A 26,564-nucleotide genomic window follows, 5' to 3' on the forward strand; every position below is an offset into this window, starting at 1 on the left:
ACCTTTTTGGGGGATGGTTCCCACGTGGCTCTGAACGCCTTCGCCAACGTCTTCCGCATCGCGGAGCTGCGCAGCCGGCTCATCTATACGCTGGGGCTGCTCGCGGTGTACCGCATCGGTATTTTCATCAACACGCCTGGCGTGGACCGGGCGGCGATGAACGCGTTCATGGACGCCCAGCGCCAGTCGGGCGGCCTGTTCTCGCTCTTCAATCTCTTCTCCGGCGGCGGCCTGGACCAGATGTCCATCTTCGGTCTGGGCATCATGCCGTACGTGTCCGCCTCCATCATCATCCAGTTGCTGGCCGTGGTCGTGCCCAGCCTGGAGCGGCTCCAGAAGGAGGGTGCTGGCGGCCGTCAGAAGATCAACCAGTACACCCGCTACGGTACCATCGGTCTGTCCGTCATCCAGGGCATCGGCATCTCGCGCTGGCTGGCCTCGCTGGGCCGCTCCGACGCGGGCCAGAGCGGCTTCAACCAGGTCGTCGTTCCCAACGACAACGCCTGGTTCACGTTCATGACCGTCATCTCCCTGACGGCGGGCACCGCGTTCATCATGTGGCTGGGTGAGCGCATCACCGAGCGCGGCATCGGCAACGGCATTTCCCTCATCATCTTCGCCGGTATCGTCGCCGGTCTGCTGCCCAGCGGTAAGACGCTGCTGGACATGATCGCGCAGGAGATCATCAGCGTGGCGGCCGTGGGCGCCCTGCTGGCCTTCATGGTGCTGGTGGTGGGCGTGGTCTGCTACGTCGAGCGCGGCATGCGGCGGATTCCGGTGCAGTACGCCAAGCGGATGGCCGGGCGGCGGATGTTCGCGGGCCAGGCCACCTACTTCCCGATGAAGGTCAACACCGCGGGCGTGATTCCTCCGATCTTCGCCGGCGCGCTGCTGTCCTTCCCGGCCACGCTGGGCACCTGGTTCCCGTTCCTGCAGAACGTGCAGCGCAGCATCGAGGGCAGCCCCTGGGTCTACAACGGCATCTTCGTGCTGCTCATCATCTTCTTCGCGTTCTTCTACACGGCGCTGACCTTCCGGCCGGATGACGTGGCGGACAACATCAAGAAGCAGGGCGGCTACATCCCGGGCATCCGTCCGGGCCGGCAGACGGCGGACTTCATCGAGGGCGTGCTCAACCGCATCACCTTCGGTGGCGCGCTCTACCTGGCCGCCATCTGCGTGATTCCGTCCATCATCAGCGGCGTGCTGGGCGTGCGCTTCACCTTCGGTGGCACGGCGCTCCTCATCGTCGTGGGCGTGGCGCTGGACACGGTGCAGCAGATCGAAGGCCACCTGATCAGCCGCAACTACGAGGGCTTCGCCGGTCCGCGCGGCCCCCGCATCCGCGGCCGGGTTCGCGTGGCGGCTTAGTCGAGTCAGCCGTTTCCCTGGCGCTCCTCCCCCCGCACCCCGGGGAGGGGCGCCTCGTCGTTCCTGGGGTGTGTGAGCAGCGGGAGGATGTTCGCGCCGTGGCCCTTCCGCGCTCCTTCCTGTCGAGCTGAGAGGAATCTATGAACCTCATCCTGTTTGGCCCGCCCTTCGTGGGGAAGGGGACGCAGGCGAAGAATCTGTACGCGGAGTTCAAGCTGCCGCAGATCTCCACGGGTGACATCCTCCGCAAGGCGGTCCGGGAGGGGACGGAGCTGGGCAAGCTGGCCGGGCCGTTGATGGCCGCTGGTTCCTACGTGCCGGACGAGATCGTCATCGGCATCGTGGAGGAGCGCCTCAAGGAGCCGGACTGCGCCCATGGCTTCGTCCTGGACGGTTTCCCGCGCACGCCTCCTCAGGCCGAGGCGCTCGAGAGCATGCTCGCCCGGCTGGGCAGGAAGCTCGATGCCGTGGTGTCCCTCAAGGTGCCCCACGAGAAGCTCATCGAGCGGGGCTCGGGGCGGCGCTCGTGCCCCACCTGTGGCTCCGTCTACCACGTCTACCAGAACCCCCCGAAGCGGGCGGGCTACTGCGACAAGGACGGCACCGGCCTCGTGCAGCGCGACGACGACAAGGCCGACGTCATCGAGAAGCGCCTGAAGAAGTACGACGCGGAGACCGCGGCCCTGGAGCCGTTCTACGCGCAGCGGGGCCTGCTGAAGGCCATCGACGGGGTGGGCTCGCCCGAGGGCGTGTACGCGGACATCAAGAAGGCCCTGGGCAAGGCCTGAGCGCCCGCTGAGCGGGCGGACAGGGACGAGGCAGCCGTGGGCCAGGTCGAGATCAAGAGCCGGGACGAGATCGCCCTCATGCGCGAGGCCGGGCGCATCGTGAGCGAGATCCTGGACGAGCTCGAGAAGGCCGTGGCGCCGGGTGTCACCACCTGGGAGCTGGACGCCCTGTCCGAAAAGCTCATCTCCCAGAAGGGCGCCAGGCCGGCCTTCAAGGGCTACCACGGCTTTCCCGCCTGCCTGTGCGCCTCCGTCAACGACGAGGTGGTGCACGGCATCCCCTCCAAACGGCGCAAGCTGCGGGAGGGGGACCTGATGAAGCTGGACTTCGGTGTCGTCTACCGGGGCTTCTTCGGGGACTCGGCCCGGACGGTGCCGGTGGGGAAGGTGAGCTCCGAGGCCCAGGCGCTGGTGAACGCCACCCGGCAGGCCCTCCACAAGGGCATCCAGGCCATGCTCCCCGGCAACCGCCTCGGGGACATCGGCCACGCGGTCCAGAGCTACGTGGAGGCCCGGGGCTTCTCCGTGGTCCGTCTCTTCAGCGGTCACGGTATCGGCCGCCGCCTCCATGAGGCCCCGGACGTGCCCAACTACGGCCAGCCAGGCAGCGGCCTGAAGCTTCGTCCGGGAATGGTCCTCGCGATCGAGCCCATGGTGAACCAGGGCACGGATGAGGTGATGGTCCTCGAGGATCAGTGGACAGCCGTGACGCGCGACAGCAAGCTTTCCGCACACTTCGAGCACACCGTGCTCATCACCGAAGGAGGACCCGAAATCCTCACCCGGCACAGGGCCGGGTAGGTGGGCGGAATACGAGGGAGTACACGGGGGTTCGTAGAAATTCGGTTTTACCGCGCGAGGATGCTTGCCACTTCTGGACCAAAGTGTTATCCCGCCGCGCTTCCAGAGTTCCGGTGGTCCGCGAGAGGGTTATCTGATTGCCGAAGGATGATTCCATCGAAGTCGAGGGGACAGTCATGGAGCCCCTCCCGAACGCGATGTTCCGTGTGGTGCTGGACAACGGCCACAAGGTGCTCGCGCACATCTCGGGCAAGATGCGGATGCACTTCATCCGAATCCTCCCGGGCGACAAGGTGAAGGTCGAGCTGTCCCCGTACGATCTGTCCCGGGGCCGGATCACCTACCGGGCGAAGTAGCAAGGGCTCGGTTCCGCGGAATGGCGGACCGGCCCTCGAGGCTTTTCTTTTCTAAAGCGAAGGAAGGGAAGTACCGCCATGAAGGTTCGGGCGTCCGTCAAGAAGATTTGCGACAAGTGCAAGGTTGTCCGCCGCAAGGGCATCGTGCGCGTCATCTGCGCCTCCAACCCGCGGCACAAGCAGCGCCAGGGCTAGGCCCCTCAGGGACCGAGCTCCAGACCAACTCACCAGAAGGAACGACTTAGATGGCTCGTATCGCCGGCATCGACCTCCCGCCCAACAAGCGCGCGGTGATCTCGCTCCAGTACATCTACGGGATCGGCAACAAGTCCGCCCACGACATCATCACGGCCGCGGGGATCGACCTCGCCACCCGGACCAAGGATCTCACCGAGGAGCAGACGCGGAAGATCCGCGAGGTCCTCGAGGCGACCTACAAGGTCGAGGGTGACCTCCGTCGCGAGGTGACCATGAACATCAAGCGGCTGATGGACCTGGGCTGCTACCGGGGTCTGCGTCACCGCAAGGGTCTGCCGGTCCGTGGTCAGCGGACGCACACCAACGCGCGGACCCGCAAGGGCCCGAAGCGCGGCATCGTGCGCGCCAAGCCGGCGACGGCCGCTCGCTAGTTCTTCCACCTGCGCCGGCGCCCCCGAGGTGCCGGCGTCGATTACCTACCTCCAGGAGCAACGAGTTCCATGGCTGAAGAGACCAACGCGCCTGCGGCCCCGGCCGCTGCGGCCCCCGCGACGGGTGACACCGCCGCTGCCGCTGCGCGCAAGAAGGGCAAGAAGGGCAAGAAGAGCATCCTCAATGGCGTGGTCCACATCCAGTCCACGTTCAACAACACCATCATCACGATCACGGACGTGTCCGGGAACGTGATCTCCTGGTCCTCCGCCGGCGCCCGCGGTTTCCGCGGCAGCCGCAAGTCGACGCCGTTCGCCGCCCAGGTGGCCGCCGGTGACGCCGCGGCCAAGGCCATGGAGCACGGCCTGAAGAACGTGACGGTGCTGGTGAAGGGTCCTGGCGCGGGCCGTGAGTCCGCCCTGCGTGCGCTCGCCGCCGCCGGCCTGAAGATCGCGCTCATCCGCGACGTGACGCCCATCCCGCACAACGGCTGCCGTCAGCCCAAGCGCCGCCGCGTCTAGTTCCATTCCGGGCCGCTCTCCTCGTGGGGAGCGGTCCAGACCACCTCTACACGGAGAAGCATCGTGGCCCGTTATACCGCCTCCGCCTGCCGTATCTGCCGGCGTGAGAACCTGAAGATGTACCTGAAGGGTGACCGCTGCTACACGGACAAGTGTGCCATCGAGCGGCGTCCCTATCCCCCCGGTCAGCACGGCCAGGGCCGCGTGAAGTTCTCCGGCTATGGCGTGCAGCTGCGCGAGAAGCAGAAGGTCAAGCGCATGTACGGCCTGCTGGAGGGCCAGTTCCGCGGCTACTACCACCGCGCCTCCGCCGCCAAGGGCAAGACCGGTGAGAACCTCCTGCAGCAGCTGGAGCTCCGCCTGGACAACGTGGTGTTCCGCATGGGCTTCGCGGACACGCGCGCCGAGGCCCGCCAGCTCGTGCGTCACGGCCACTTCACGGTGAACGGCAAGCGGGTCAACATCCCGTCCTTCGCCGTCAAGCCCGGCACCACCATCGAGGTGGCCGAGAAGAGCCGGAAGATCCTCCGCATCTCCGAGGCGCTGGAGACCGTGGATCGCCGTGGCGTGCCGCAGTGGATCGACCTGGACAAGAAGGGCTTCAAGGCCACGGTGCGCACCGCGCCGAACCGCGAGGACCTGACCATGCCGATCCAGGAGCAGCTCATCGTCGAGCTGTACTCGAAGTAATCGGCCTGGCTCGCCCCCACCGGGCGAAACCATACCGCTGGAGCTGTCGTACGCGCCCTGGCCTCACCGCCGGGGCGTCGTGCTTCTACCGGCCCCCTCGTGCAGCCTCGGGGCCGGGGCCGTTATTCAAGAAAACCCCACGTGCCCATCCTCCCACCACCCCGGTGGGTAAGTCGGTGGTGGCCACGTCATCAGGAGCAGAAGAACATGGCTGACTCTTTCCTCGCGAAGAACTGGCGTGATCTCATCAAGCCCCGCCGGCTCGAGGTCGATCAGGACTCGCTGACCCCCACCTACGCCAAGTTCGTCGCCGAGCCTCTCGAGCGCGGCTTCGGCACCACGCTGGGCAACTCGCTGCGCCGCGTCCTGCTGTCGTCCCTGCAGGGTGCCGCCATCACCACGGTGAAGATCGAGGGTGTGGACCACGAGTTCACCACCATCTCCGAGGTGGCCGAGGACGTCACGGACATCGTGCTGAACCTGAAGGAGGTCCTCCTCCGGATGCACACGAACGAGCCGAAGACGATCCGTATCGAGGCCGAGGGCCCCAAGGAGATCAAGGCCGGTGACATCATCACCGACCAGGACGTGGAGATCCTCAACCCGGGTCACCACATCTGCACCGTCTCCGAGGGCGGCAAGGTCCGCATGGAGCTGACGTGCCGCCGCGGCCGCGGCTACGTGCCGGCCATGGCGAACAAGGTGGCGGGCTCGCCCATCGGCACCATTCCGATCGACTCGCTGTTCTCGCCCATCCGCAAGGTGAACTACCAGGTCACCAACGCCCGCGTCGGCCAGGTCACCGACTACGACAAGCTCGCCCTCGAGGTGTGGACGGACGGCTCCGTCTCCCCCCAGGACGCCGTCGCCTACGCGGCCAAGATCATCAAGGAGCAGCTCACCGTCTTCGTCAACTTCGACGAGACCGAGGAGCCCGTGGCGGTCGAGGCCCCGAAGGAGGAGGCCAAGCTCAACGAGAACCTCTTCCGCTCGGTGGACGAGCTGGAGCTCTCCGTGCGCTCGGCCAACTGCCTGCAGCAGGCCAACATCAAGACCATCGGTGATCTCGTGCAGCGCACCGAGGCCGAGATGCTCAAGACCAAGAACTTCGGCCGCAAGTCTCTGAAGGAGATCAAGGAGATCCTCGCGGAGATGGGCCTGTCGCTCGGCATGAAGCTGGAGAACTGGCCTCCGAAGACCCCGCCCGCGCCCGCTCCGGGTGCCGCGGCCGCGGCGGCTGCCGCTGCTGCTGCGGCGGGTGGCGCGGCGGTGCCCCCCGGCGCTCCCAAGGCCTAGTCGACTCTCGCAGTCACCTCCTCCCGCGGGGCGGCATGGCCGCATACCCCGGGGGAGGAGGGGGCCCTCACCGGCCCAACACAGCAACGGTGGAGCCCGTGCCGGTTCCATCCTTCCCACCCGGTACCTCGTACGGCCGGAGTGGTGGGCCCCGAAAGGGCCCGAGGTCAGCACCATGCGTCATAAGGTAGGCCAGAGGAAGCTCCACCGCACCACGAGCCACCGGCTCGCGATGCTCCACAACATGGTCACCTCGCTGCTTGAGCACGAGGCCATCCGCACCACGCTGCCCAAGGCCAAGGAGGCCCGGGCCATCGCCGAGCGCATCATCACCCTCGGCAAGCGCGGTGGCCTGTCCAACGTGCGCCTCGCGGAGCGGACGGTTCGCAACCGCGTCATCCTCCAGAAGGTGTTCAGCGAGTACAAGGATCGTTACGCCACGCGCCCGGGCGGTTACACCCGCATCGTGCGCCTCGGATTCCGTCGCGGTGACGGCGCCGAGATGGCCCTGCTGGAGCTGGTGGATCGTCCCGCCAAGGCCGCCCCCGTGGACACCGAGGCCGCCGAGGCCACGGAGACCAAGGCAGAGTAAACGGTCGTCCGTAGGGTAGTGCACGAGAGCGTCCTTCCCCTCGGGAAGGGCGCTCTCGCGCTTTGGGGGGTCAGGCTACCGCGCGTCGTCGGTGAGGTTCACGCCGTTCTCGAGCAGCACGGCATCGCCGTCGGCCGTCTGCATCTCGACGCGCACGATGGTGATGTCCGAGGGCGCCGCCTTGCCCTCCGCGCTCAGGAGTTGCTTGGGCGTGATGGTGATGTCCCGGGCCGGCTCCACACGCGGCACATAGGCGTTCCACTCCACGCCCTGGTTGTCCTTGACCACGATGTGGACCTTCTCCCAGGCGTCCTCGCTCTTGTTCATGATCGTCAGCGAGGCCCGGCTGGTGACGGGCACCAGCTTGGCGCCGAAGTCTCCCGTCTGCTTCGCGCCCCGGGCGCAGGTGACGCCGAACGTGCTGATCGACAGGAACACCCAGCCGGCCACGATGAAGGCCTTGTACTTGAAGAAGCGATCCTGCTCGCGGAACTCCTCCACCTTCTCCTTCACGATGGAGAGGGCGTTGAGGGCCACGTTGGCGGACTCGGCCTTCAGCTTCTGGCTCAATTGCCCCTGCTGCTCCTTGGGCAGGGGCGCCGCGCGCGCGGCGCTCATCACGCGCGGATTGTTCGTCTGCGAGACGCGGGGCATGTTCGTCGACGACGGAGTCCCGCGCGGCTGCTGGGGCTGATTGGCACCTTCACTCATCGAGCCCCCAGTGTAGAGGGCCCGGGCTCCCGCTGGCTACTGGCCCCTACGGGCTCTTGAGCTGCTGCAGCGCCCGCGAGGCCATCGCGTTCTCCGGCTGGGCCTCCAGCACCTTGCGCAGCCAGCGCTCCGCCTTCCCGGCTGCCTCCTTCCGCTCCTCCGGCCGCGAGGACTGCTTCGCCTGCTCGGTGAAGAGCACGCCCAGGCGCAGGGTGAACTCCACGTTGTCCGGATTCTTCTCCACCACGTACAGCAACTCGCGCTCGGCGCCCGCCCAGTCGCCCTCCAACTGACGCACCAGCGCCAGCTTGCCCCTCGGCGCCTCCTCGTCCGGCGCCAGGGACGTCAGCACCCGGAAGGCCTCGCCCGCCGCCTTCAGGTCCCTCCGCTCCAGGTGGATGTCCCCCAGCCGGAACCACGCCACGTCCTGCAGCGGGTTGAGCTCCACCGCCTTCTCCAGGTGTGTCCGCGCCGCTTCCGGCCTCTGCCGCCCCAGGTACAGCTCGCCCAGGTAGAAGTGGTTCTTGCCGTCCTCCGGCGCCAGCTCGATGGCTCGCTTGAACTCCTCCACCGCCCGGCCCGCGTCGTCCAGCCGCTGCCACGCCAGCCCCATCAGCGCGTGCACCACCGCCAGGTCCGGGTAGTCCCGCAGAATCTCCTCGAACGCCACGATGGCCGGGTGCGGCGCGTCCAGCTCCCTCAGGTAGCGCAGGCCCTCCTCCAGCTTGGGTTCGGCCGCCTTGGGAAAGCGCGCGAACGGATCGGCGATCTGGTCCATCAGCGCCCGCGCCGTGGCCACCTCGGCGCGGCTCGGGCTCATCCGCACCAGGGCCCCCAGCGCCGCCACCGCCCCCGCAGAATCCCCCGTCCGGTGCAGCGCCTTCGCCAACGGCAGGCGGATGCCCGCGCGCTCCGGCGCCAGCTCGGCCGCACGCCGCAGGGGGCCCACCGCCGCCCCGTACTGCTCGGACTCCAGGCGGGCGAGCCCCAGCCGGTAGTGGAGCTCGGGCTCGTCCGGCTTCAGCTCCACGGCCCGCTCGAAGGCCGCCACCGCCGGCCCCCCCGCGTCCGAGGCCCGCGAGAAGTACGCCAGCCCCAGCATGTAGTGGTTCTCCGCCCGCTCCACCTGCGCGTTGCGGCGCTGCAGCTCGGCGATCCACGTGTCCGCGCGGCCCGCCTTCACCTGGGCCTCCGTCAGCATCCGCGCCAGCTCCAGGTCCTCCGGCGCCCGGGCGGACTCGGCCTCCAGCAGCGGCAGGGCCCGCTCGGGCTGTTTCTTCTCCAGGTACTCGCGGGCCTGCGCGCGCGCGTCCAGGGGGCGCTCGGTGGCCGCGCCATGCCGGCAGCCGGTGGCCAGGCCCAGTCCGAGCACGGCCACGCCCGCCCAGGAGCGCAGCCGATGGCGGGGAGTACGGCGGGAGTCGGGGGAGGGTAGGCGCACGGGGAGACGGTCTCCTCAGGAGGCGTTGCGGTGGAGGCGGGAAGGCGCGTCACCCTCGACACCGGCGGCGGCGGTGACCTTCTCGGGATCGCCCCCCTTGCCGCCCAGCTCGAGGCTCTGCTGGATGATGACGTCACGCACCGCCCGGGCCAGGCCCTCGCGGTCATCCTCGGCGAAGCCCGTGGTGTCGATGGGCTTGCCAATCTTCACGTACACGGGGCCCGGCTTGATGTTCCACGAGTTCTTCGGCATCACCGAGCCGGAGCCCTCGATGGTGATGGGCACCACCGGCACCCGCGACTTGAGCGCCAGCGCGAAGGGGCCCTTCTTGAAGGGCAGCACGCTGCCATCGTCCGAGCGCGTGCCCTCGGGGTAGAGGAACACGCTCGTGCCGTTGCGGATCTTCTGCGCCGCGGCGTCCAGCGAGGCGATGGCCTTGTCGCGCCGGCCCCGGTTCACGAAGATGTGCCCCGCGTACCACAGGTACCAGCCGATGAGCGGCACGTACTTGAGCTGGTGCTTGGCCACGTACCGGAAGTTCACCGGCACCGTCACGAAGTGGATGGGGATGTCCAGCGTGGACTGGTGGTTGGAGACGTAGATGGTGGGCCGGTTCGGGTCCACGTTCTCCTGGCCCGTCACCACCACCTTGGCCCCTCCCGTCGCGATCAGGATGGGCGACCACAGCCGGCGGGCCACCCACACCGTGGCTCCCGGGTTGAAGGTGAGCAGCGCCACCACCACGGTCACGGGAAAGAAGATGGCGGTGGCGACCACCGCGACCACCATGCACAACAGGTTGCGAAGCATCCTGGCGACCTCGTCAATGTCTTAATGGGGAGCCCACCACGGCGCACAGCCCGGTGTCCCGCCAAAAACGCCCGAACAACGGAGCCGCCCCCACCTCATCCAGCGAGCAGCGGCCGCCCGCACGCTCGCGTGCTCAGGGACGGTGGAATGGTGCCCCCCGCCGCCATCCAGGGCCACGCCGGCCGCTCGGCTCGCGCCAGGCTCGGGACGGGTGGGGGGGAGGGGAGGCATGAGGGGCCGTATCTACCATGCCCCCTCGTCCTTCCGGCCACCTTGGATCTGGTGTGCGCCGCCCGGTGGGGGTACAAGCGCGGTGCTTTGGCCAAGAAGAAGTTCATCGCGATCGCGGGCAACATCGGTGCCGGGAAGACGGAGCTCACGTCCTTCCTCTGCCGGAAGTACGGCCTCACCCCCTTCTTCGAGCCCAACGAGGAGAACCCCTACCTCGCTGACTTCTACAAGGACATGAAGACCTGGGCCTTCCGCTCCCAGCTCTTCTTCCTCACCGCCAAGTTCCGCCTCCAGCGCGAGCTCGAGCGTTCCCCCGGCACCGCCCTCCAGGACCGGACCCTCTACGAGGACGCGGAGATCTTCGCCAAGAACCTCCACCGTCAGCGCTACATCGACAAGCGCGACTGGCAGATGTACTGCAGTCTCTACGAGACCTTCGCCCAGACGCTCACCCCGCCGGATCTGATGATCTACCTGCGCTGCCCGGTGAAGACGCTGCGCCAGCGCATCCGCCTGCGCGGCCGCGAGATGGAGCAGGACATCCCCACCTCCTACCTCAACCGGCTGAACTCCCTGTACGAGGAATGGTTCAGTGGTTACAAGATGTCCCCCGTCCTCGTTCTCCCGACGGATAAGCTGGACTATCTGACGAACCTGGTGGACCGCGTGGACCTCTTCCGACAGATCGAGAAGCACCTGTGATGGAGGTCTATCTCGTCGCCATCTCGCGCGCCTCGCCCATTCCCATGAGCGACCTGCGCACCGCCTTCGAGTCCGAGGAGATGACCTTCACTCCCGCCTCCGACGGCCACGGTTTCACCGTGGAGGCCGAGGACTCCCGGGTGGAAGTCATCTTCGAGCCGCGGGCCGCTCCCTCCGAGTGGACTCCGGACATGTTCTCCGGCAGCGAGCCCTCGCTCGAGTCGCTCACCCGCGCCCGGTCCTTCTACCGCTTCGCCTTCGAGACGAGCTCCTCCCAGCCCACCGTGCCCGTCTTCGTGGCGCTCATGTGCGCCCGCATCGTCCTGGCCCACGTGGACGGCGTCCTGGTGGACATCACCTCCTCCAAGGTCCACGAGTCCGAGGACGTGGCGGAGATCACCGAGCTGGACTTCGACATCCGCGACCACGTCAACCTCCACGCCGTGGAGGTCATCGAGGGAGAAACACCCCTGTGGGTGCACTCGCACGGGATGGAGAAGTTCGGCGCGAGGGATTTGGAGATCTTCCACCTGGGCGAGCAGGACCTGCTCCCCGCCGAGGCCTTCCTCCACGAGCTGTGCACCGACCTGGCCTTCGGGCAGGGCGCTCCGCTGCGCAAGGAGATGGGGACCAGCGAGGGGCAGACCTTCATGCTGGTGCCCTCGGAAGAGGCGCGCACCAACCTGCTCGGCGTCCCCCTGGAGGCCTTCGAGGGCCATGAGGGCCTCTTCCTCACCGTGGTGTCGCCCCAGGGCCGGCACAACACCGCGGAGCTGCTGCGCCCCTTCCGCGAGCGCTTCGCGCAGGAGCCCACCGAGCAGACGGAGTCCATGCACCAGGAGGCCCAGGCCCACGTGCCCGCCTTCAAGGCGCGCTTCCTGCGCCGCGGCCTCATGGAGCCGCTCACCTTCCTCGTGCGCGCCCCCTTCGAGACCCACCCCGAGGGCAACACCGTCACCGAGCAGCTCTGGTCCGAGGTGCTCTCCTGGGAGGAGGGCGTCATCGTCGGCCGGCTCGTGGATGGCGCCGTCCACACCACCGAGTGGCGCAAGGGCGCTCACGTGGAGGTCGCCGAGGCCGACGTGAACGCGCTCGCCCTCAGCCGCGAGGGCCGCACCCTGGACGAGGACGAGGTTCGCGCGCTGCTCAACGCCGAACGCCCGATGTAAGGGGGGCGGTGGTACCATCCGCCGCCCGCCATGCCCGCCCTGTTGCTCCTCTCCGGTCCCTCCGCCGGCCTGCGCTACGAGATCCAGGCCGAGGCGACGATCGGCCGCAGCCCCTCGTGTGAGATTCCCCTCCCCGAGGACGATCATGTGTCCCGCCGCCATGCACGCTTCTTCGTGCAGGAGGGGCAGGTGCGCCTGGCGGATCTGGGCTCGCGCAACGGCACCGCCGTCAATGGCGAGCGCGTCTCCGGCGAGGTGCTGCTCCACCCCGGCGACCGCGTCCAGGTGGGCAAGACGACCGTGCTCGTCGAGCCGCTCGGCGCCGCCTCCCTCGCGGGCACCGTCCCCGAGGGCACCCGCCTCCTGCCCGTCGAGGAGGTGCTGCCGCACGTGGGCACCGAGGCCGCGCTGTACTCGGCGGGCGCGGCGCTGTTGGGCGCCACCAGCGAGGCCATGGTGCTGCGGCGCATCGCCGAGGCCTCGCTCCACGCGCTGAACGCGGACGCCGCGGCGGCGCTCCTCGGCGACAGCAAGGGGCTGCTCACCGCCGCCGTGGTGGGCGCGGCCTCCGTGGAGGTGCCCCGCGACATGGCCCGCGCCACGCTCGAGCGCTCCGAGCAGGGCCGCTCGGCGGGGGCCCTGTGCTCGCCCCTGGTGGCCTCGGGCGGGCTGCCCTTCGGCGTGCTCTACCTGGAGCGCTCCGAGCCGGACTTCTCCGAGGCCGATGGTCGGCTCGCGGCCATGCTCGGGCGGCTTGGGGGCGAGGCCTATGCCGCCGTGCGCTCGCGCGCGGGAAGCCAGCCGGTCCGCGTGGACATGGCCGGCAACTCGCGCCCCTTCCGCAAGGTGGTGGAGCAGGCCCGCCGCGCCGCCGCCAGCGCCGCCCCCGTCGTGCTCTCCGGCGAGCCCGGTACCGGCAAGTCCCTGTGCGCCAGCTACATCCACGCGCGCTCGCCCCGGGCCCTCGGGCCCCTCGTGCGTGTGGATTGCCGCGATACGGCCTCCCTCCAGGAGGTGCTCTTCGGGCGCGCCAGCGGGCCGGGCGTGCCTCCCGTGGCCTCGGCGTTGCTTCACGCCGACGGCGGCACGCTGCTGCTGCACCATGTGGAACTGCTCCCGCGCGCCCTCTCCGAGCGGCTCGCCCGGCTGATCGCCCGCAAGACGGCTCCGGCCCTCCAGGGCGGCGAGGAGCCCGTGGACTTCCGCCTCATCGTCACCGCGAAGGCCCCGCCGCACGTGCTCGCCGTGAAGGGGGAGCTGGAGGCCTCGCTCGTCCGGCAACTCGCGGGGCTCGAGCTGGCCATTCCTCCGCTGCGCGAGCGGCGCGCCGACATCCCAATGCTCTTCGAGCTCTTCGCCGCCCGGAGTGCTCGCGCCTCCCGCATGGAGCCTCCCGTGCTCGCCCCCGAGGCCCGTCAGCTCCTCATGGACTACGAGTGGCCCCACAATGTCCGCGAGCTGGAGCTGCTCGCGGAACGGCTCGCCCTGGTGCACCCCGGCGCACAGCTCCACGCGCTGAGTCTGCCTCCGGAGATTCAAGCCGGGAGCGCGACTCCTCCGCAGCTCACCCTGCAGGAGCGCGTCGCCAGGCTCGAGCGCGATGCCATCGCCGAGGCCCTGCGCACCGCCGGGGGAAAGAAGATCGTCGCCGCCAGACTGCTCGGCATCAGCCGGCCCACGCTGGACAAGAAGATCGAGGACTACGGCCTCACCGTGACGCGGCGGCGCGCGTGAGCTCGGCGCTCAGCGCCTCCGGCTCACGAGCACCCCGGAGATGACCAGCAACGCGCCCACCGCCTGCATCCACGTGGGCCGCTCGCCTCGCACCAGCCACGCGGTGAGCGCCGCCACCACGGGCGTCCCACTGTTGTAGATGGCCGTCCGGCTGCTGCCCACCGCCTGCACGCTGCGGCTCCACACCACGTACGCCAGCACCAGCGGGCCGAGTGCCGAGTACACCAGGCCGAACCACGCGCCCGCGCTGATGCTCCCGAACTCCAGGTTCATCACCGAGGGCAGGCCCACCAGCACCACCCCGGGCGCTCCGGTGAGCATCGTGAGCGCGGTGATGCGCAGCGCGGACAGCTCGGGCCCGATCGAGCGGATGCCCACCGTGTAGATGGCCCAGCACAGCGAGGCCCCAAGGATGAGGAAGTCCCCCATGCGCGTCGACGCATCCAGCTCGGGGCCCCGGGCGCTGACGATGAGCAGCATGCCCGGCACCGCGAGCAGCAGTCCCATCGCGAGCGGCTTCCGCAGCTTGTCCACCCCCAGCGCCGCGCCCAGCAACGCCGTCACCACCGGCGTGCCCGAGGCGAGCATCCCGCTGTTGGCCGCCGTCGTGTGCGCCAGGCCCATCACGAAGCAGAACTGGTAGAGCGTGTTGCCCACCAGCCCGAGCACCACCAGCTTGAGCAGGGTGGCCCGGGGCAGCGGCTTCCAGCCCTCGCGCGTGTGCAGCACCACCGTCATGGCCACCGCCGCCAGCCCGAAGCGCAGCGCCATGAACGCCATCGGCGGGAAGAAGCTCAGCGCCTCCTTCACCACCGTGTAGTTGGTGCCCCAAATGATGACGATCAGGACGAGGGTGAGATCCGAGAGGGAGAACGCGCGAGGGGCGGCGGAGGGCACGGCGGTGCTGGGGGTGCTCAAGGCGAGGGCGGCATACAGCCATAGGCCCGTGCTGGCAATGCTCCCGCGGCCCCCAGGCCTGACCGGCGCCGAACGCTCCCGGGGCGTGGCACGTCTCCGCGCTTGTCCTGCCCTCGGGCCCGTGGCGTATATGCCCCCATGGAACTGCGTTACTCCGAAGAGGTCCGGCGCGCGAAGGAGCAGGGCGTGCCGCTGGTGGCACTGGAGACGAGCGTGGTGGCGCAGGGGCTGCCCTACCCGGACAACCTCGGGGCGGCGCGCGCCTGCGAGGAGGCCGTGCGCCGGGCCGGTGCCGTGCCCGCTCCCATCGCCGTGGTGGATGGACAGGTGTTCATCGGCCTGGAGGAGCCCCAGATGCGCCGGCTCGCCGAGGGCCGGGAGCGCCTGTTCAAGCTCGCCTCGAGGGACCTGTCCGTGGCCATCGCCCAGGGCGCCACCGGAGGCACCACCGTGAGCGCCACCTGCGAGCTGGCCGCCGCGGCCGGCATCCGCGTCTTCTCCACCGGCGGCATCGGCGGCGTGCACCGCGGCGTCGCCGAGCACATGGACATCTCCCAGGACATCTGGGCCCTGGCGCGCTTCCCGGTGGCCGTGGTGTGCGCCGGCGCCAAGTCCGTGTTGGACCTGCCCAAGACCCTGGAGGCGCTGGAGACCGCCGCCGTGCCCATCATCGGCGTGGGCACCGGCGAGCTGCCGTCCTTCTACAGCCGCTCGTCCGGGCTGACGCTGGAGCACCGGGTGGACGACCCGGCCGCGGCGGCCCGCATCCTCCGGGCCCGCTTCGACACGCTGGGGCAGGGCGGCGTCCTCTTCACGGTGCCTCCTCCCGAGGAGACGTCCCTGCCTCGCGCCGACGTGGAGCTGCACATCGCCGCGGCCATGGCCGAGGCCGATCGGCAGGGCATCCGCGGCAAGGCCGTGACGCCCTTCCTGCTCTCCGAGATGGCCCGCCGCACCAGCGGCAAAACCTTGCGCGCCAACCTCGCGCTGCTCACCCACAACGCCCGCTTCGCCGGGCAGCTCGCCGTGGCCTACGCCCAGGGCGCCCGGGGCTGAGTCCCGGAGGGAGTGCCCGCCTTCTTCTCCGTGCAATGAGACGGGGTTTCGCGGGCCTCTCACCGCCAGTGCGCGCCGGTACGGGTTTTCCCGGGGGGCTTGAGCTGCGTCAGACGTTGATGCCACCCTCCGGGCCGCATGTTCACAGTCCGACACTTCTGGCTTCTCGTCTCCTCTCTTGCCGTCCTCCTCTCCTGCGGTGAGCCGCCTGCATCGCCCGCCGCCGTCTGGGTGGAGGCGGGCCGCGCCCAGGAACTCCGCCTGGAGCCTCGCTCCGGCGCGGCCTCCCTCTCCGCCGCCATCGCGCAACTGCGTGCCGCTCCGGGAGAGGCGAGCCAGCTCGCCGTCGCCCAGGCGTACTTCCCGGAGATCCTCACCGGCACGCCGGTGGACCTGTCCCAGGTGCCTCCGGAAGCGCTGCTGCACGTGCGCATGCCGTCCACCCGGAGCGGGGAGATGGTGCTCACCACCCGGGGCCTCACCTTCACGGTGCGGCAGACGGGGAGTGGAGACGCGGCGCTGCGCTCCTCCCAGGGCGCGGCCTTCTACGGAGATGGCCACTTCTGGATGGCCCCGGGCGGCTCGGCCACGCAGAGCGGCGAGTGGAAGACCCCGCGCGTGGAGGAGCTGCTCGTCCTGCCGGAGGGTGGGGGCGTGCACCGCACGCTCTACGAGCTGACGCTTCCACCGGAGGTGACGGCCGCGCGTGACGTGGGCGACTACCTGGAGCTGGTGGATGCGCACGGGGTGCCGGTGCTGCGCCTGCACTACTCGGTGGCGCGGGATGCGGCGGGCCTGAGCCGGCAGGGGCGGGTGCGCCTGCTGGGCGCGGTGGCCGAGGCCTCGCCCGCCGCCGGTGCACCGGTGCGCTACGCGGTGGGCCGGACGCTGTCCGTGGAGCTGACGGTGGACCTGGAGGGCCTCTCGGGTCCGGTGGTGGTGGACCCCGGCTTCTCCTCCACGGGCAGCCTGTCCACCCAGCGCTACCGCGCGGGCATCTCGCTGCTGCCCTCGGGCAAGGTCCTGGCGGCTGGCGGTGGCTTCGCTCCCTTCGCCACCTGCGAGGTGTACGATCCGGTGTCCGGCACCTGGAGCGGGACGGGCTCGATGGCTGGCATCCGCGAGAACCCCGTCACGCTCATGCTGCCCAACGGCAAGGTGCTGGTGACCGGCGGTGAGACCGGCGGCAGCGTCTCGACCGCGGAGCTGTACGATCCCGTGACGGGGACGTGGAGCACCACGGGGGCCCTGCCCGGACCCCGCCGCATGCACTCGCTGACGCTGCTGCGCAACGGCAAGGTGCTGATGGCCGGTGGGTCCACCGGCAACGGCGCCGGGCTCAGCGAGGCCTCGCTGTACGATCCGGCCACGGGCACCTGGAGGCCCACCGCTTCCATGCCCTCGAGCCAGTATGGCCACACGGCGACGCTACTGCCCTCGGGCGAGGTGCTGATCGCGGGTGGCTACGTGAACGGCTCCTTCGTCAGCCCGGTGATGATCTACGACCCGGCCACGGAGACCTGGCGGCAGCCGGGCATGCTGCCCTACCGCATGTCCCACACGGCGACGCTGTTGCCCTCGGGCAAGGTGCTGCTGGTGAGCGACTCGAGGCTCGACGGTGTACGACCCGGCCACGGGTTCGGCGTTGAACGCCCCGATGAAGATGGTGCGCTTCCTCCACTCGGCGACGCTGTTGCCCTCGGGCAAGGTGCTGGTGGTGGGGGGCTCGGGTGGCAGTGCCACGGACACGACCTCGGAGCTGTATGACCCGGCCACCAATGAGTGGACCAGAGCCTCCGCGCTCCCGACGGGCTTCTCCAACCACGTGGCGGTGATGCTGCCCACGGGCAAGGTGCTGCTCACCGCGGGGGGCACCATGGCAAGCCTGCTGTATGACCCGGGCGAGTTCACCTGGGGCGCAGCGCCCTCTCCGGCGACCAGGAGGCAGTGGGCGACGGGGGTGCTGCTGCCCAATGGCAAGGTGCTGCTGCCGGGCGGTTGGGCGAGCGGCGGCGTGGCCTCGGCCGAGCTGTATGAGCCGGGGACCAACACCTGGTCCGCGGCCGGCACCCTGTCGGTGGCGCGCCACGACAACTCGGTGACGGTGCTGCGCTCGGGGAAGGTCCTGGTGGTGGGGGGCTGGGACTCCACGGGCACGGGGACGAGGGCGGTGGACGTGTTCGATCCCATCACGGGAACGTGGACGGCGGCGGCGCCGACACTCCAGCCCCATGCGGACCATACGGCCACGCTGCTGCCCGATGGCAAGGTGCTCCTCGCGGGCGGTGTCACCGGCGGTGTTGCCAACAGGTCCGAGCTGTACGACCCGGACACGGACACCTGGCGCTACACGAAGGGGGTCATGACGGGGGGCCGGAGCGCGCACCCGGCCATGCTGCTACCCACGGGCAAGGTGCTCGTCGCGGGAGGGTCGGGCCCGGTGGCGACGGCGGAGCTGTACGACCCGGCCACGGAGACGTGGAGCGCCACGGGCTCGATGGGAACGGGCCGTGCGGCCCACAAGCTGGCGCTGCTGCCCAATGGCAAGGTGCTGACCGCGGGGGGCCCTGGGTCCATCGTCACCGCGGAGCTGTATGACCCGGTGACGGGCACGTGGAGCGCCACCGGCTCGACGGCGAGCCCGCATTACGACGGCTCATTGGTGCTGCTGCCCTCGGGCCGGGTGTTGTTGGCTGGAAGCGGCAGCTCGGGCTCGGGGGCCGTCGCGGAGCTATATGACCCGGCGCTGGGGACGTGGAGCAGCGCGGGCACCATGCCCTTCACCCGGCAGGGTGGCGCGGCGGTGTTGCTGCCCAATGGCAAGGTGCTCTTCGCGGGCGGCACCATGGCCACGCCCGGCGGCAGCAACCTGTTCGACGAATCGGGAACGAACGACGCCTGGCGCCCCAGCCTGAACGTGTCCACCTCGCTGTCCCCGTTGGGGGCCGTGACGGTGACGGGGACGAGGCTGCGCGGCATCTCGGAGGGCATCAGTGTCGCGGGCGGTAACCGGAGCACGCCCGCGAACGTCCCCGTGGTGAGCCTCATGCCCCTGGAGGGAAACACGTTCCTGCGGTTGCCCCTGAGCGCCTTCTCGGACACGTCGTTGACCACCACCATGCCTGGAATCATCCCTGGCCACTACCTGCTCTTCGCCACGGTGAATGGCATCTCGGGAGGCGGGCTGTTCCGGGCCGTCAACAACACGGCGCCCGTGGCGCAGCCGGGCTCGGTGACCACCTGGGAAGACACGCCGGTCGATGTGACGCTGCTGGCGTCGGACACGGAGGGCGATACGCTGACGTACACGGTGGTGTCGGGCCCGTCACACGGTACGCTGTCGGGCTCGGGAGCCTCGCGCACGTACACGCCCGCGGCGAACCATCACGGTCCGGACTCCATCACCTTCAAGGTGAATGACGGGAAGGTGGACTCCAACGTGGCCACCGTCACGTTCACCGTCACCCCGGTGAACGATGCTCCGGTGGCGATGGCGGACTCGGCGGCGACGGACGAGGACACGGCCGTGACCGTGACGTTGGTGGCCACGGATGTGGAGGACGACACGCTGACATACACGGTGGTGTCGGGCCCGTCGCACGGCACGCTGTCGGGCACGGGCGCTTCCCGCACGTACACGCCCGCGGCGAACTACCACGGTCCGGACTCCTTCACCTTCAAGGCCAACGACGGGACGGAGGACTCCAACGTGGCCACCGTCACGCTCACGGTCACTCCGGTGAACGACGCGCCCGTGGCCCTGGCCGGCTCGGCGACGACGGCCGAGGAGACGGCGGTGACCGTGACGCTGGTGGCCTCGGATGCGGACGGTGACACGCTGGCGTACATGGTGGTGTCGGGCCCGGCGCACGGCACGCTATCGGGCTCGGGTGCTTCCCGCACGTACACGCCCGCGGCCAACTACCACGGCCCGGACGCCTTCACCTTCAAGGTGAACGACGGCACGGCGGACTCCATCGAGGCAACCGTCACGCTCACGGTCACTCCGGTGAACGACGCGCCCGTTGCCCATCCGGGAGCGGCGACGACGGCCGAGGACACTCCGGTGTCCGTGACGCTCGGAACCACGGACGTGGACGGCGACACGCTCACGTACACGGTGCTGTCGGGCCCGTCGCACGGCACGCTGTCGGGCTCGGGCGCCTCGCGCACGTACACGCCCGCGGCCAACTACCACGGCCCCGACTCCTTCACCTTCAAGGTGAACGACGGGACGGTGGACTCCAACGTGGCCACGATCTCCCTCGCGGTGGACTCCGTGAATGACGCACCGGTGGCCCTGGCGGGCTCGGCGACGACGGCCGAGGAAATGGCCGTGATCGTGACGTTGGCGGCCACGGACGTGGAGGGTGATGCGCTCACGTACGAGGTGGTGTCGGGGCCGGCCCACGGCACGTTGTCGGGCACGGGCACCTCGCGCAGGTACACGCCCGCGGCGGACTACTCCGGCACGGACTCCTTCACCTTCAAGGCCAACGACGGGACGGCTGACTCCATCGAGGCCACCGTCACGCTCACCGTCACGCCGGTGAACGATGCGCCCGTGGCTCTGCTGGGCTCGGTGACGACGGCCGAGAACACCCCGGTGTCCGTGACGCTGGGAGCGGTGGACGTGGACGGCGACACGCTGGCGTACACGGTGGTGTCGGGTCCGGCGCGTGGCACGCTGTCGGGCTCGGGCGCCAGCCTCACGTACACGCCCGCGGCGGGCTACCACGGCCCGGACTTCCTCCTCTTCCAGGTGGGTGATGGGACGCTGGAGTCCACCGTGGCCGCCGTCACCATCACCGTCACCCCGGTGAACGACGCGCCCGTGGCCAGGGCCCTGTCGTTCACCACCGGCCACGATGCGCCGGTGTCCGTGCGGCTCGAGGGCACCGACGGCGATGGTGACGCGCTCACCTTCGAAGTGGTGGGGGCTCCGGCGAATGGCACGCTCTCCGGAACCGGGCCGGCGCTGGTCTATACGCCCTCGGCCGGGTTCGCGGGGGAGGACTCCTTCACCTACCGCGTGAGTGACGGGCAGCTCGCCTCCGAGCCCGTCACCGTCCGCATCACCGTGGAGCCCGCCCCGGTCACCCAGCCTCCCGACGTGTCGGCTCCGGCGGGGGGTTGTGGAGGCTGCGCCTCGACCGGCGGGGAGACTGCGCTCGCCTGGGCGGGACTGCTGCTCATGCTCGTGCGCGGCTCGTGGTGGAGCCGGCGTTCGCTCCGGCGGGCCTGAGGCTCCAGACACAGGTGTCAGCACCCGCCGGGCCGCCACGCTCTTGTCGCGGCGGCCCGGCGGCGTTTCATCCCGGCGCGGCTTCGCGCTACTTCTTCGGGGGCTCCGACTCTCCGGCCGTTCCGGAACCACCGACGCCGGAGGCGGGCATGTCGCCCCAGCCCGCCTCGTACATCGTCTTCCACTTCCACTGGCCATCCCGCTTCACCAGGAGCCCGCCGTTGCGGCCGCTGTACTTCTTGCCGCCCGTGGTGATGGTGAAGTCGTCGGTGAACGTCGCGAGCGAGTCGGACAGCACGGTGATGGTGGGCTTGTGGGTCATCTGCATGTCCGCGGGCATCTGCTCGAACATGGGCCGCATCATCTCCGTGTACCGCTGACGGTCATACGTCTCGGCCATGGGGACGCCCTTGCTGTCATCGGTCGCCATGACGACCGGGAAGTCCATCCGGGCGAGCCCCCCCTCGAAGTCGCGCCGTTTCATGAGGGCCTCCTCTTCCTTGAAGAAGGCCTCGATCTCCTTCCGGGTCTTCGCTTCGTTGGTGGGCTTGCGAGTCCAAGGTCCCATCTTGGACATGTCCGTGGCCATGCCCGAGCCACCGCCCGATTCGGGTGGGGACTGCTGCTCCTGAGCCCAGACGGGCGTGGTGAGCAGGAGCGAGACGAGACACACCGCGATTCGACGCACCATGAGCCACCTCCTGGCGCGAAGGTGGAGGTGCGCCGGGCGCCGGACAACGCGGTGCGCCGAGGCTGCCTCGGACCGGGGGGCTGTCCAGGGAGCCGGGAGAGCGCTCCCGAAAAGCCCGACTATTACCCGGAAATCATTTCCTGGGACGGCGGGGCATTTCATCCCTCCTCGGATTGAGTCGTTCAATCGCGCGGTGGGCGCGGAGAGCCGGTGGAGAACTCGGATGAATGAATGCAGGAGGGCGTTCGGGCGGATGGGTCTGGCCGCGGCGGGGTTGTTCCTGGTGCTGCCTGCTGGGGCGGCGCGGGCGATCGTTCCCCAGGACAGCACGTTCTTCTCCACGGTGCACATCGAGTCAGCGGACTCGTTGAGCTCGGTGTCGGACGGAGATCTCTGGCCGTCGTGCTGGTCGGATGACGGCCATCTGTACGCGGCGAACGGGGACGGACGCGGCTTCACGATGGTGGAGCCCCGGCCAAACCCCGTCTACGACATCGCGGTGAGCCGGATCCAGGGACTGCCCGGAAGCCTGACGGGCACGACGCTGACGACGCGGATCAGCCAGACGTGGAAGGCGGGCGAGTACAACCGCAAGCCGACGGGCATGGTGTGCGTGGACGGCGCGCTGTACATGGCGGTCCAGGATCTGGCGTGGGACTTCAACGACGCGCCGAACGCGACGATCGCGAAGTCGACGGACCGTGGAGCGACGTGGACATGGAACACGTCGGCGCCGATGTTTGGCGATTACGTGTTCACGACGATCATGTTCCTGGACTACGGCAGGAACAACGCCTGGAACACGTTCGACGGCTATGTGTATGCGTACGGGCTCGACTACAACTGGCGCGACTCGTTCGACAACACGGTGGCGGACCCGACGAAGCTCTTCCTGGCGCGAGTGCCGAAGACGAGCATCCAGAACCGGGCCACCTGGCAGTTCTACACGGGCGATCTGAATGGGAACGCCACGTGGAAGCTCGGACATCCACCTGCGCAAGCCCGTGCTGCAGGATGACCGGCGCCTCTACGTGAGCACCCGGGCGCCGTACGGCCAGCCGCGAGATCTCTCAGTGCTCTCGCAGGGGAGCGTCGTCTACAACAAGGCGCTCAACCGCTACCTCTACACGTCCTGGACCGAGTACACGTTCGAGTTCTACGAGGCGCCGGCGCCGTGGGGCCCGTGGAAGAAGTTCCTGAGCAAGGATTACGGCGGCTATCCGTGGACGGACACGAAGAACGGCGGTTACTCCGCGACGATTCCGTCCAAGTTCATCAGCACCGACGGCAAGACGATGTACGTGCAGTCCAACACCTTCATGGGCGGGCTGGAGAACTACAACTTCTCGCTGCGCAAGCTGGTGGTGGAGCCCCGGGTGGCGACGACGCCCTCCAACGCGAAGAGCGACACGGCGAACCTCGCTGTCCCCGCCAATGGGACACGGGCCATCGAGAAGTCGGCGCACTTCGGCAACCTGGCCTGGTTGAACAACGGCTACCTCAACGACAACGAGGACAGTTGGGATCAGGAGAACAAGACGCTGGATTGGTGGGGGTACACGTGGCCGCGCCACTACAACCTGAACAAGGTGAGCTACACGACCGGTGGCATGTTCACCGACGGCGGCTGGTTCAGCGGCAACCTCTGGGTGCAGGTGCGGCAGAACGGCAAGTGGATCAACGTCACCAACCTGCGGACCTCTCCCCATTACCCGCTCACCTCCGCCGCGGGGGCCAACAGGACGTACACGTTCGTGTTCAACGACACCTGGGGTGATGGCGTCCGCGTCATCGGCACTCCGGGCGGCAGCTCTCATTTCACGTCCATCGGAGAGCTGGCCGTCTACCACGCGAGGTCCGTCACGCCCGGGCTCCTCCAGGACTCGGGGTTCGAGAACCAGACGAGCGGCACCGTGTCCTTCCCCTGGTACGTGCAGGGAACCGACACCAAGGGCATCGACCGGGGACTGGGCTTCGCGCACGGCGGCGCCAACAACGGGTGGATCCGCACCTCGTCGAGCAACTGGAACGCCCTCAAGCAGGATGTGGCGGTCACCCCGAACACGAACTACGTCCTGACGGCCTGGATTCGCAGCTCGGCCAACGTCGTCGGAGGCTACTTCGGCGTCTGCACGGTGCCGGGCACCATCATCAGCGAGCTCAACTACGGCTTCCTGCCCGACTACACGTCCCGGTCGGTCACGTTCAACTCCGGCTCGAACACGACCGTGAGTGTGTTCGCGGGCTATTGGGCGCCCGGTGCCGACTCATTCATCCAGGTGGATGACTTCACGCTGACCCGGCTGTAGCCGGTCCTCATCGCTCCTCGGGCCCGGGGGAGGGCTCGAGCGCGGCCGTGGTGGCGCGCAGATCGATCACCGCGCGGTGGTAGTCCACCAGGGCCTTGAGCTCCTCCAGCTCCGCGTCGGCGGCGGCCTGCTCCCGGAGGTTGACGAGCAGGAGGCTGGTGGCGCCCTGCTCGAAGCGCGTCAGCTCGCCCCGGGCGAGCCGGCGCGCCACGTCCGCGGCACTCCGGGCGAGTCCCACCCGCTCGTAGGCGGCGTGCAGGGCCGAGAGCGTGTCCCGGACCTCGGTGGCGATCTTGTCCCGCGCCAGCCGGGACTTCGCCTCCACGGCGGCCCGTTTGGCCTCGGCGGCCTGGCGCTGGCCCCGGGCTCCCCGGGCCTGGAGGGGAATGTCGAGCGTGAGCGAGGCCTGCAGCTCGGTGGGCCGCAGGTTCGCGGGCCCCGAGCCCAGGTCGCGCGCCACGGCCACGCCGAGATCCACGGCTGGAGCCGCCTGGTTGCGAGCCAGCTCGGTGTCGACCCGGAACAGCTCGCGCTGGAGCGCCAGCTCACGCAGCTCGAGCCGCTGCCGCAGCGCCTGCTCCAATTGCGCCTCCAGCCGGGCATCGAGCACGGCGTCGGGGACGGGCAGGCCACCGGGCAGGCGCGAGGGCGGCACGACGAACGGATCGCCGCCGGCGTCACGCAGGTAGAGCGAGAGTTTGAGCGCGGCCTGCTCCAACTTGCGCCGGGCGGAGATCAGATCGGCCTCGCGCTCCAGCAGCACCCGCTCGTTCTCGGTGTGCTCGATTTGAGGGATGTCGCCCGCGGCGGCGCGGCGGGCGAGCTGCTCGTGGCGGGTGACGGCCAGCGCGAGCTGGGCCTGGGCGATGCCGAGCTGCCTGCCGGCGGCGACCCAGTCCCAATAGTGGTAGGCGGCCTCGCGCTGCAGCTCGAGCCGCTCGCCCGTGAGCGAGACGCCAGCCATCTCGTGCCGCAGGCGCGCCTTGGTGATGTCGGCCCGGCGCTTGTCGATGGTGCCATTGCGCCACAGGGGGATTTCGAGGCCGGCCCGCACCTCGCCGTCACTGAGCGTCTCGTACTGGCCGTAGTACGTGGGGAACGAGCCCTGTCCCAGGCGGTAGCCGGCGAAGAGGCGCGTGCCCCACAGCGGGGTGGGCTGCTCGATGACCGCATCCAAACGCTCGTGAGGGTAGTAGCTGAAGGGAACGTAGAGGCCCTTGGCCTTCACGACGGTGTCGAAGCCGCCCTGCGCGGACAGCAGCTCGGCCTCGGCGGTGGCCACGCCCTGCCGGGCCGCCTCCATTTGAGGGTGCTGCTCGCGCACGGAGCCGAGCACTTCCTCGAGCGTGAGCGGGGACGGGTTGGCGGCTCGCGCGAGCGGGGGGGCGCCCGTCACGACCAGCAGCACGGCCAGCAACCCCCACGCGGCAGAGCACGGACGCGGCGGGTTCAAGACTTCCCCTCCGAGCCGTCGTCCTTGCCGTCCGCCTTGTCCTCGGACTTGCCGCCGGACTTCAAGGTGCCGCCCTCCTCGGAGGAGAGGGCAGGGGGGAAGCCGTTGAACTGGCGCCACATCTCGTAGCCGAGGCGGACCTCGTCGAGGAGGATCCACCCGTTGGCGCGCACGCCCTGGCGGAGGAAGCGGCCGGAGGGCCACTCCTCGGTCTTGTCGGGCACCACGACGATGCGGAACCTGCCACGCCCGTCATCGGCCGCGTCGACGAAGGCCACGGTGCCGCCGAAGGTGCCCACGGCCACCGAGGGCCAGCCGGCGAACTGGACGGCGGGCCAGCCCTCGAACTGGAGGCGCACGTGGCGGCCCGGGGAGATGAGCGGGGCGTCGTTGCCGTGGACGTAGAGCTCGACGGCGCTGGCGTTGGTGTCGGGCACCAGGAGGGCGAGGGTGTCGCCGGCCTTGACCACCTCGGCGCCCTGGCGGGCCACCAGCCGCAGGATGGTTCCGGCGCGAGGCGCCCGCACCTGCTGGGTGGACTGGCGGGCCATGGTGCTCTCCAGCTTCGCCAGCTCGATGCGCTCCTTGGCGAGGTCGGCCCGGGCGTACTCGTACTTGGCGAGGCCATCGTTGATGTGGGCATCGGCATCGGTCTGGATGCGCTGACGATCGGAGCCGAGCGCCCCGAGCTCATTCTGGGCGGCGCTCAGGCTGGCGCGGGCGCTCTCGGCATCGGTGGTGGCCTTGGTGAGCTCGAGCTGGGCGAGCTCCAGGCTGCGGGTGGCGGTCAGGCCGTCCTTGTGGAGGGTGCGCTGCCGCTCCAGGTTGAGGCGCGCCGTCTCGCGGGCCGCCTCGGCCGCGGCGAGGGACTGCTCGGCGGAGCGGATGCGCTCCTGCACCATGCGCACGCGCGAGCCGGCCGCCTCGATGCTCGACGAGCGCGAGGCGCGCAGGGCGTCCACGCGGGACTCGTAGGCGAGCATCTGGCTCTGGGCGGCGCTGATGCGGGCCTCGATGGCGGTGCGCTGCTCCTGCAGGCGCGACATCAG

At 69.4% G+C, this 26,564-nt stretch carries 25 protein-coding genes; 18 read left to right on the top strand and 7 right to left on the bottom strand.

Annotated features, from left to right (window positions below; all coding sequences use genetic code 11):
* The first annotated feature begins 24 nt into the window (after window positions 1-24).
* From secY to rplQ, 10 genes are all read left to right on the top strand, one after another.
* On the top strand, window positions 25-1,371 hold the full coding sequence (secY, locus tag ACN28I_RS02895) for a preprotein translocase subunit SecY (protein WP_420940628.1): 1,347 nt from the start codon (window positions 25-27) through the stop codon (window positions 1,369-1,371).
* Window positions 1,372-1,511: 140 nt separating this feature from the next.
* Window positions 1,512-2,159: an adenylate kinase gene (locus tag ACN28I_RS02900; protein ID WP_420940629.1), complete on the top strand. Its 648-nt coding sequence runs from the start codon at window positions 1,512-1,514 to the stop codon at window positions 2,157-2,159.
* A 36-nt stretch (window positions 2,160-2,195) separates the two neighbouring features.
* Complete coding sequence (gene map / locus ACN28I_RS02905) at window positions 2,196-2,960, top strand: type I methionyl aminopeptidase (protein ID WP_420940630.1); 765 nt, start codon at window positions 2,196-2,198, stop codon at window positions 2,958-2,960.
* 137 nt (window positions 2,961-3,097) lie between these two features.
* Window positions 3,098-3,316: a translation initiation factor IF-1 gene (infA, locus tag ACN28I_RS02910; protein ID WP_043409051.1), complete on the top strand. Its 219-nt coding sequence runs from the start codon at window positions 3,098-3,100 to the stop codon at window positions 3,314-3,316.
* Between the two features lie 78 nt (window positions 3,317-3,394).
* Window positions 3,395-3,511: a 50S ribosomal protein L36 gene (rpmJ, locus tag ACN28I_RS02915; protein ID WP_002633586.1), complete on the top strand. Its 117-nt coding sequence runs from the start codon at window positions 3,395-3,397 to the stop codon at window positions 3,509-3,511.
* Between the two features lie 50 nt (window positions 3,512-3,561).
* Window positions 3,562-3,945, top strand: a complete 384-nt coding sequence (rpsM, locus tag ACN28I_RS02920) for a 30S ribosomal protein S13 (RefSeq protein ID WP_420940631.1) — start codon at window positions 3,562-3,564, stop codon at window positions 3,943-3,945.
* A 69-nt stretch (window positions 3,946-4,014) separates the two neighbouring features.
* On the top strand, window positions 4,015-4,467 hold the full coding sequence (rpsK, locus tag ACN28I_RS02925) for a 30S ribosomal protein S11 (protein ID WP_420940632.1): 453 nt from the start codon (window positions 4,015-4,017) through the stop codon (window positions 4,465-4,467).
* A 63-nt stretch (window positions 4,468-4,530) separates the two neighbouring features.
* Window positions 4,531-5,157 (top strand): 30S ribosomal protein S4, encoded by a 627-nt coding sequence (rpsD, locus tag ACN28I_RS02930; protein ID WP_420940633.1) that lies wholly within the window; start codon window positions 4,531-4,533, stop codon window positions 5,155-5,157.
* Between the two features lie 207 nt (window positions 5,158-5,364).
* Window positions 5,365-6,453 (top strand): DNA-directed RNA polymerase subunit alpha, encoded by a 1,089-nt coding sequence (locus ACN28I_RS02935; RefSeq protein ID WP_420940634.1) that lies wholly within the window; start codon window positions 5,365-5,367, stop codon window positions 6,451-6,453.
* A 175-nt stretch (window positions 6,454-6,628) separates the two neighbouring features.
* A complete protein-coding gene (gene rplQ / locus ACN28I_RS02940; protein WP_420940635.1) occupies window positions 6,629-7,045 on the top strand; it encodes a 50S ribosomal protein L17 in 417 nt (138 codons plus the stop codon).
* 75 nt (window positions 7,046-7,120) lie between these two features.
* Here the strand turns inward: rplQ and ACN28I_RS02945 are convergent, their stop codons facing one another.
* Genes ACN28I_RS02945 through ACN28I_RS02955 form a run of 3 tightly spaced genes read right to left on the bottom strand, consistent with a single transcriptional unit; the run spans window position 7,121 to window position 10,007 of the window.
* The gene (locus tag ACN28I_RS02945) at window positions 7,121-7,756 is read right to left on the bottom strand and encodes a hypothetical protein (protein WP_420940636.1); all 636 of its coding nucleotides are present in this window, start codon (window positions 7,754-7,756) and stop codon (window positions 7,121-7,123) included.
* A 46-nt stretch (window positions 7,757-7,802) separates the two neighbouring features.
* Complete coding sequence (locus ACN28I_RS02950; protein ID WP_420940637.1) at window positions 7,803-9,197, bottom strand: tetratricopeptide repeat protein; 1,395 nt, start codon at window positions 9,195-9,197, stop codon at window positions 7,803-7,805.
* Window positions 9,198-9,212: 15 nt separating this feature from the next.
* Complete coding sequence (locus ACN28I_RS02955; protein ID WP_420940638.1) at window positions 9,213-10,007, bottom strand: lysophospholipid acyltransferase family protein; 795 nt, start codon at window positions 10,005-10,007, stop codon at window positions 9,213-9,215.
* 318 nt (window positions 10,008-10,325) lie between these two features.
* On the opposite strand from ACN28I_RS02955, the gene ACN28I_RS02960 reads away from it, so the two are divergent.
* The 3 genes from ACN28I_RS02960 to ACN28I_RS02970 are packed head-to-tail and all read left to right on the top strand — an operon-like array spanning window position 10,326 to window position 13,843.
* Window positions 10,326-10,940, top strand: a complete 615-nt coding sequence (locus ACN28I_RS02960; protein ID WP_420940639.1) for a deoxynucleoside kinase — start codon at window positions 10,326-10,328, stop codon at window positions 10,938-10,940.
* Window positions 10,937-12,109, top strand: coding sequence for a hypothetical protein (locus ACN28I_RS02965; RefSeq protein WP_420940640.1), 1,173 nt, complete (start codon window positions 10,937-10,939; stop codon window positions 12,107-12,109). The genes ACN28I_RS02960 and ACN28I_RS02965 overlap by 4 nt, the downstream gene beginning before the upstream one ends.
* Window positions 12,110-12,139: 30 nt before the next feature.
* The gene (locus tag ACN28I_RS02970) at window positions 12,140-13,843 is read left to right on the top strand and encodes a sigma-54-dependent Fis family transcriptional regulator (protein WP_420940641.1); all 1,704 of its coding nucleotides are present in this window, start codon (window positions 12,140-12,142) and stop codon (window positions 13,841-13,843) included.
* A 9-nt stretch (window positions 13,844-13,852) separates the two neighbouring features.
* On the opposite strand, the gene ACN28I_RS02975 is transcribed toward ACN28I_RS02970, so the two are convergent.
* Complete coding sequence (locus tag ACN28I_RS02975; protein WP_420940642.1) at window positions 13,853-14,761, bottom strand: DMT family transporter; 909 nt, start codon at window positions 14,759-14,761, stop codon at window positions 13,853-13,855.
* A gap of 138 nt (window positions 14,762-14,899) precedes the next feature.
* Between ACN28I_RS02975 and ACN28I_RS02980 the strand changes: the two genes are divergently transcribed.
* The 3 genes from ACN28I_RS02980 (at window position 14,900) to ACN28I_RS02990 (ending at window position 21,062) form a co-directional block, all read left to right on the top strand.
* Complete coding sequence (locus tag ACN28I_RS02980; protein ID WP_420940643.1) at window positions 14,900-15,817, top strand: pseudouridine-5'-phosphate glycosidase; 918 nt, start codon at window positions 14,900-14,902, stop codon at window positions 15,815-15,817.
* A gap of 138 nt (window positions 15,818-15,955) precedes the next feature.
* Window positions 15,956-17,584, top strand: coding sequence for a Kelch repeat-containing protein (locus tag ACN28I_RS02985; RefSeq protein WP_420940644.1), 1,629 nt, complete (start codon window positions 15,956-15,958; stop codon window positions 17,582-17,584).
* Window positions 17,475-21,062 (top strand): Ig-like domain-containing protein, encoded by a 3,588-nt coding sequence (locus tag ACN28I_RS02990; protein ID WP_420940645.1) that lies wholly within the window; start codon window positions 17,475-17,477, stop codon window positions 21,060-21,062. Before ACN28I_RS02985 ends, ACN28I_RS02990 begins: the two co-directional genes overlap by 110 nt.
* 88 nt (window positions 21,063-21,150) lie before the next feature.
* On the opposite strand, the gene ACN28I_RS02995 is transcribed toward ACN28I_RS02990, so the two are convergent.
* On the bottom strand, window positions 21,151-21,753 hold the full coding sequence (locus ACN28I_RS02995) for a hypothetical protein (protein WP_420940646.1): 603 nt from the start codon (window positions 21,751-21,753) through the stop codon (window positions 21,151-21,153).
* A gap of 223 nt (window positions 21,754-21,976) precedes the next feature.
* Here ACN28I_RS02995 and ACN28I_RS03000 point away from each other — a divergent pair, with 223 nt between their 5' ends.
* Both ACN28I_RS03000 and ACN28I_RS03005 read left to right on the top strand, forming a co-directional pair.
* Window positions 21,977-22,771, top strand: coding sequence for a hypothetical protein (locus ACN28I_RS03000; protein ID WP_420940647.1), 795 nt, complete (start codon window positions 21,977-21,979; stop codon window positions 22,769-22,771).
* Entirely contained in the window at window positions 22,713-24,062 is a 1,350-nt protein-coding gene (locus ACN28I_RS03005) for a hypothetical protein (RefSeq protein WP_420940648.1), read from the top strand. Before ACN28I_RS03000 ends, ACN28I_RS03005 begins: the two co-directional genes overlap by 59 nt.
* 7 nt (window positions 24,063-24,069) lie before the next feature.
* On the opposite strand, the gene ACN28I_RS03010 is transcribed toward ACN28I_RS03005, so the two are convergent.
* Together ACN28I_RS03010 and ACN28I_RS03015 are read right to left on the bottom strand one after the other, a co-directional pair.
* The gene (locus tag ACN28I_RS03010) at window positions 24,070-25,515 is read right to left on the bottom strand and encodes a TolC family protein (RefSeq protein WP_420940649.1); all 1,446 of its coding nucleotides are present in this window, start codon (window positions 25,513-25,515) and stop codon (window positions 24,070-24,072) included.
* Window positions 25,512-26,561: an HlyD family secretion protein gene (locus ACN28I_RS03015; RefSeq protein WP_420940650.1), complete on the bottom strand. Its 1,050-nt coding sequence runs from the start codon at window positions 26,559-26,561 to the stop codon at window positions 25,512-25,514. Before ACN28I_RS03015 ends, ACN28I_RS03010 begins: the two co-directional genes overlap by 4 nt.
* Window positions 26,562-26,564 lie beyond the last annotated feature (3 nt).

The organism is Archangium gephyra (genome assembly GCF_049060025.1).
Classification (GTDB): domain Bacteria; phylum Myxococcota; class Myxococcia; order Myxococcales; family Myxococcaceae; genus Archangium; species Archangium gephyra_A.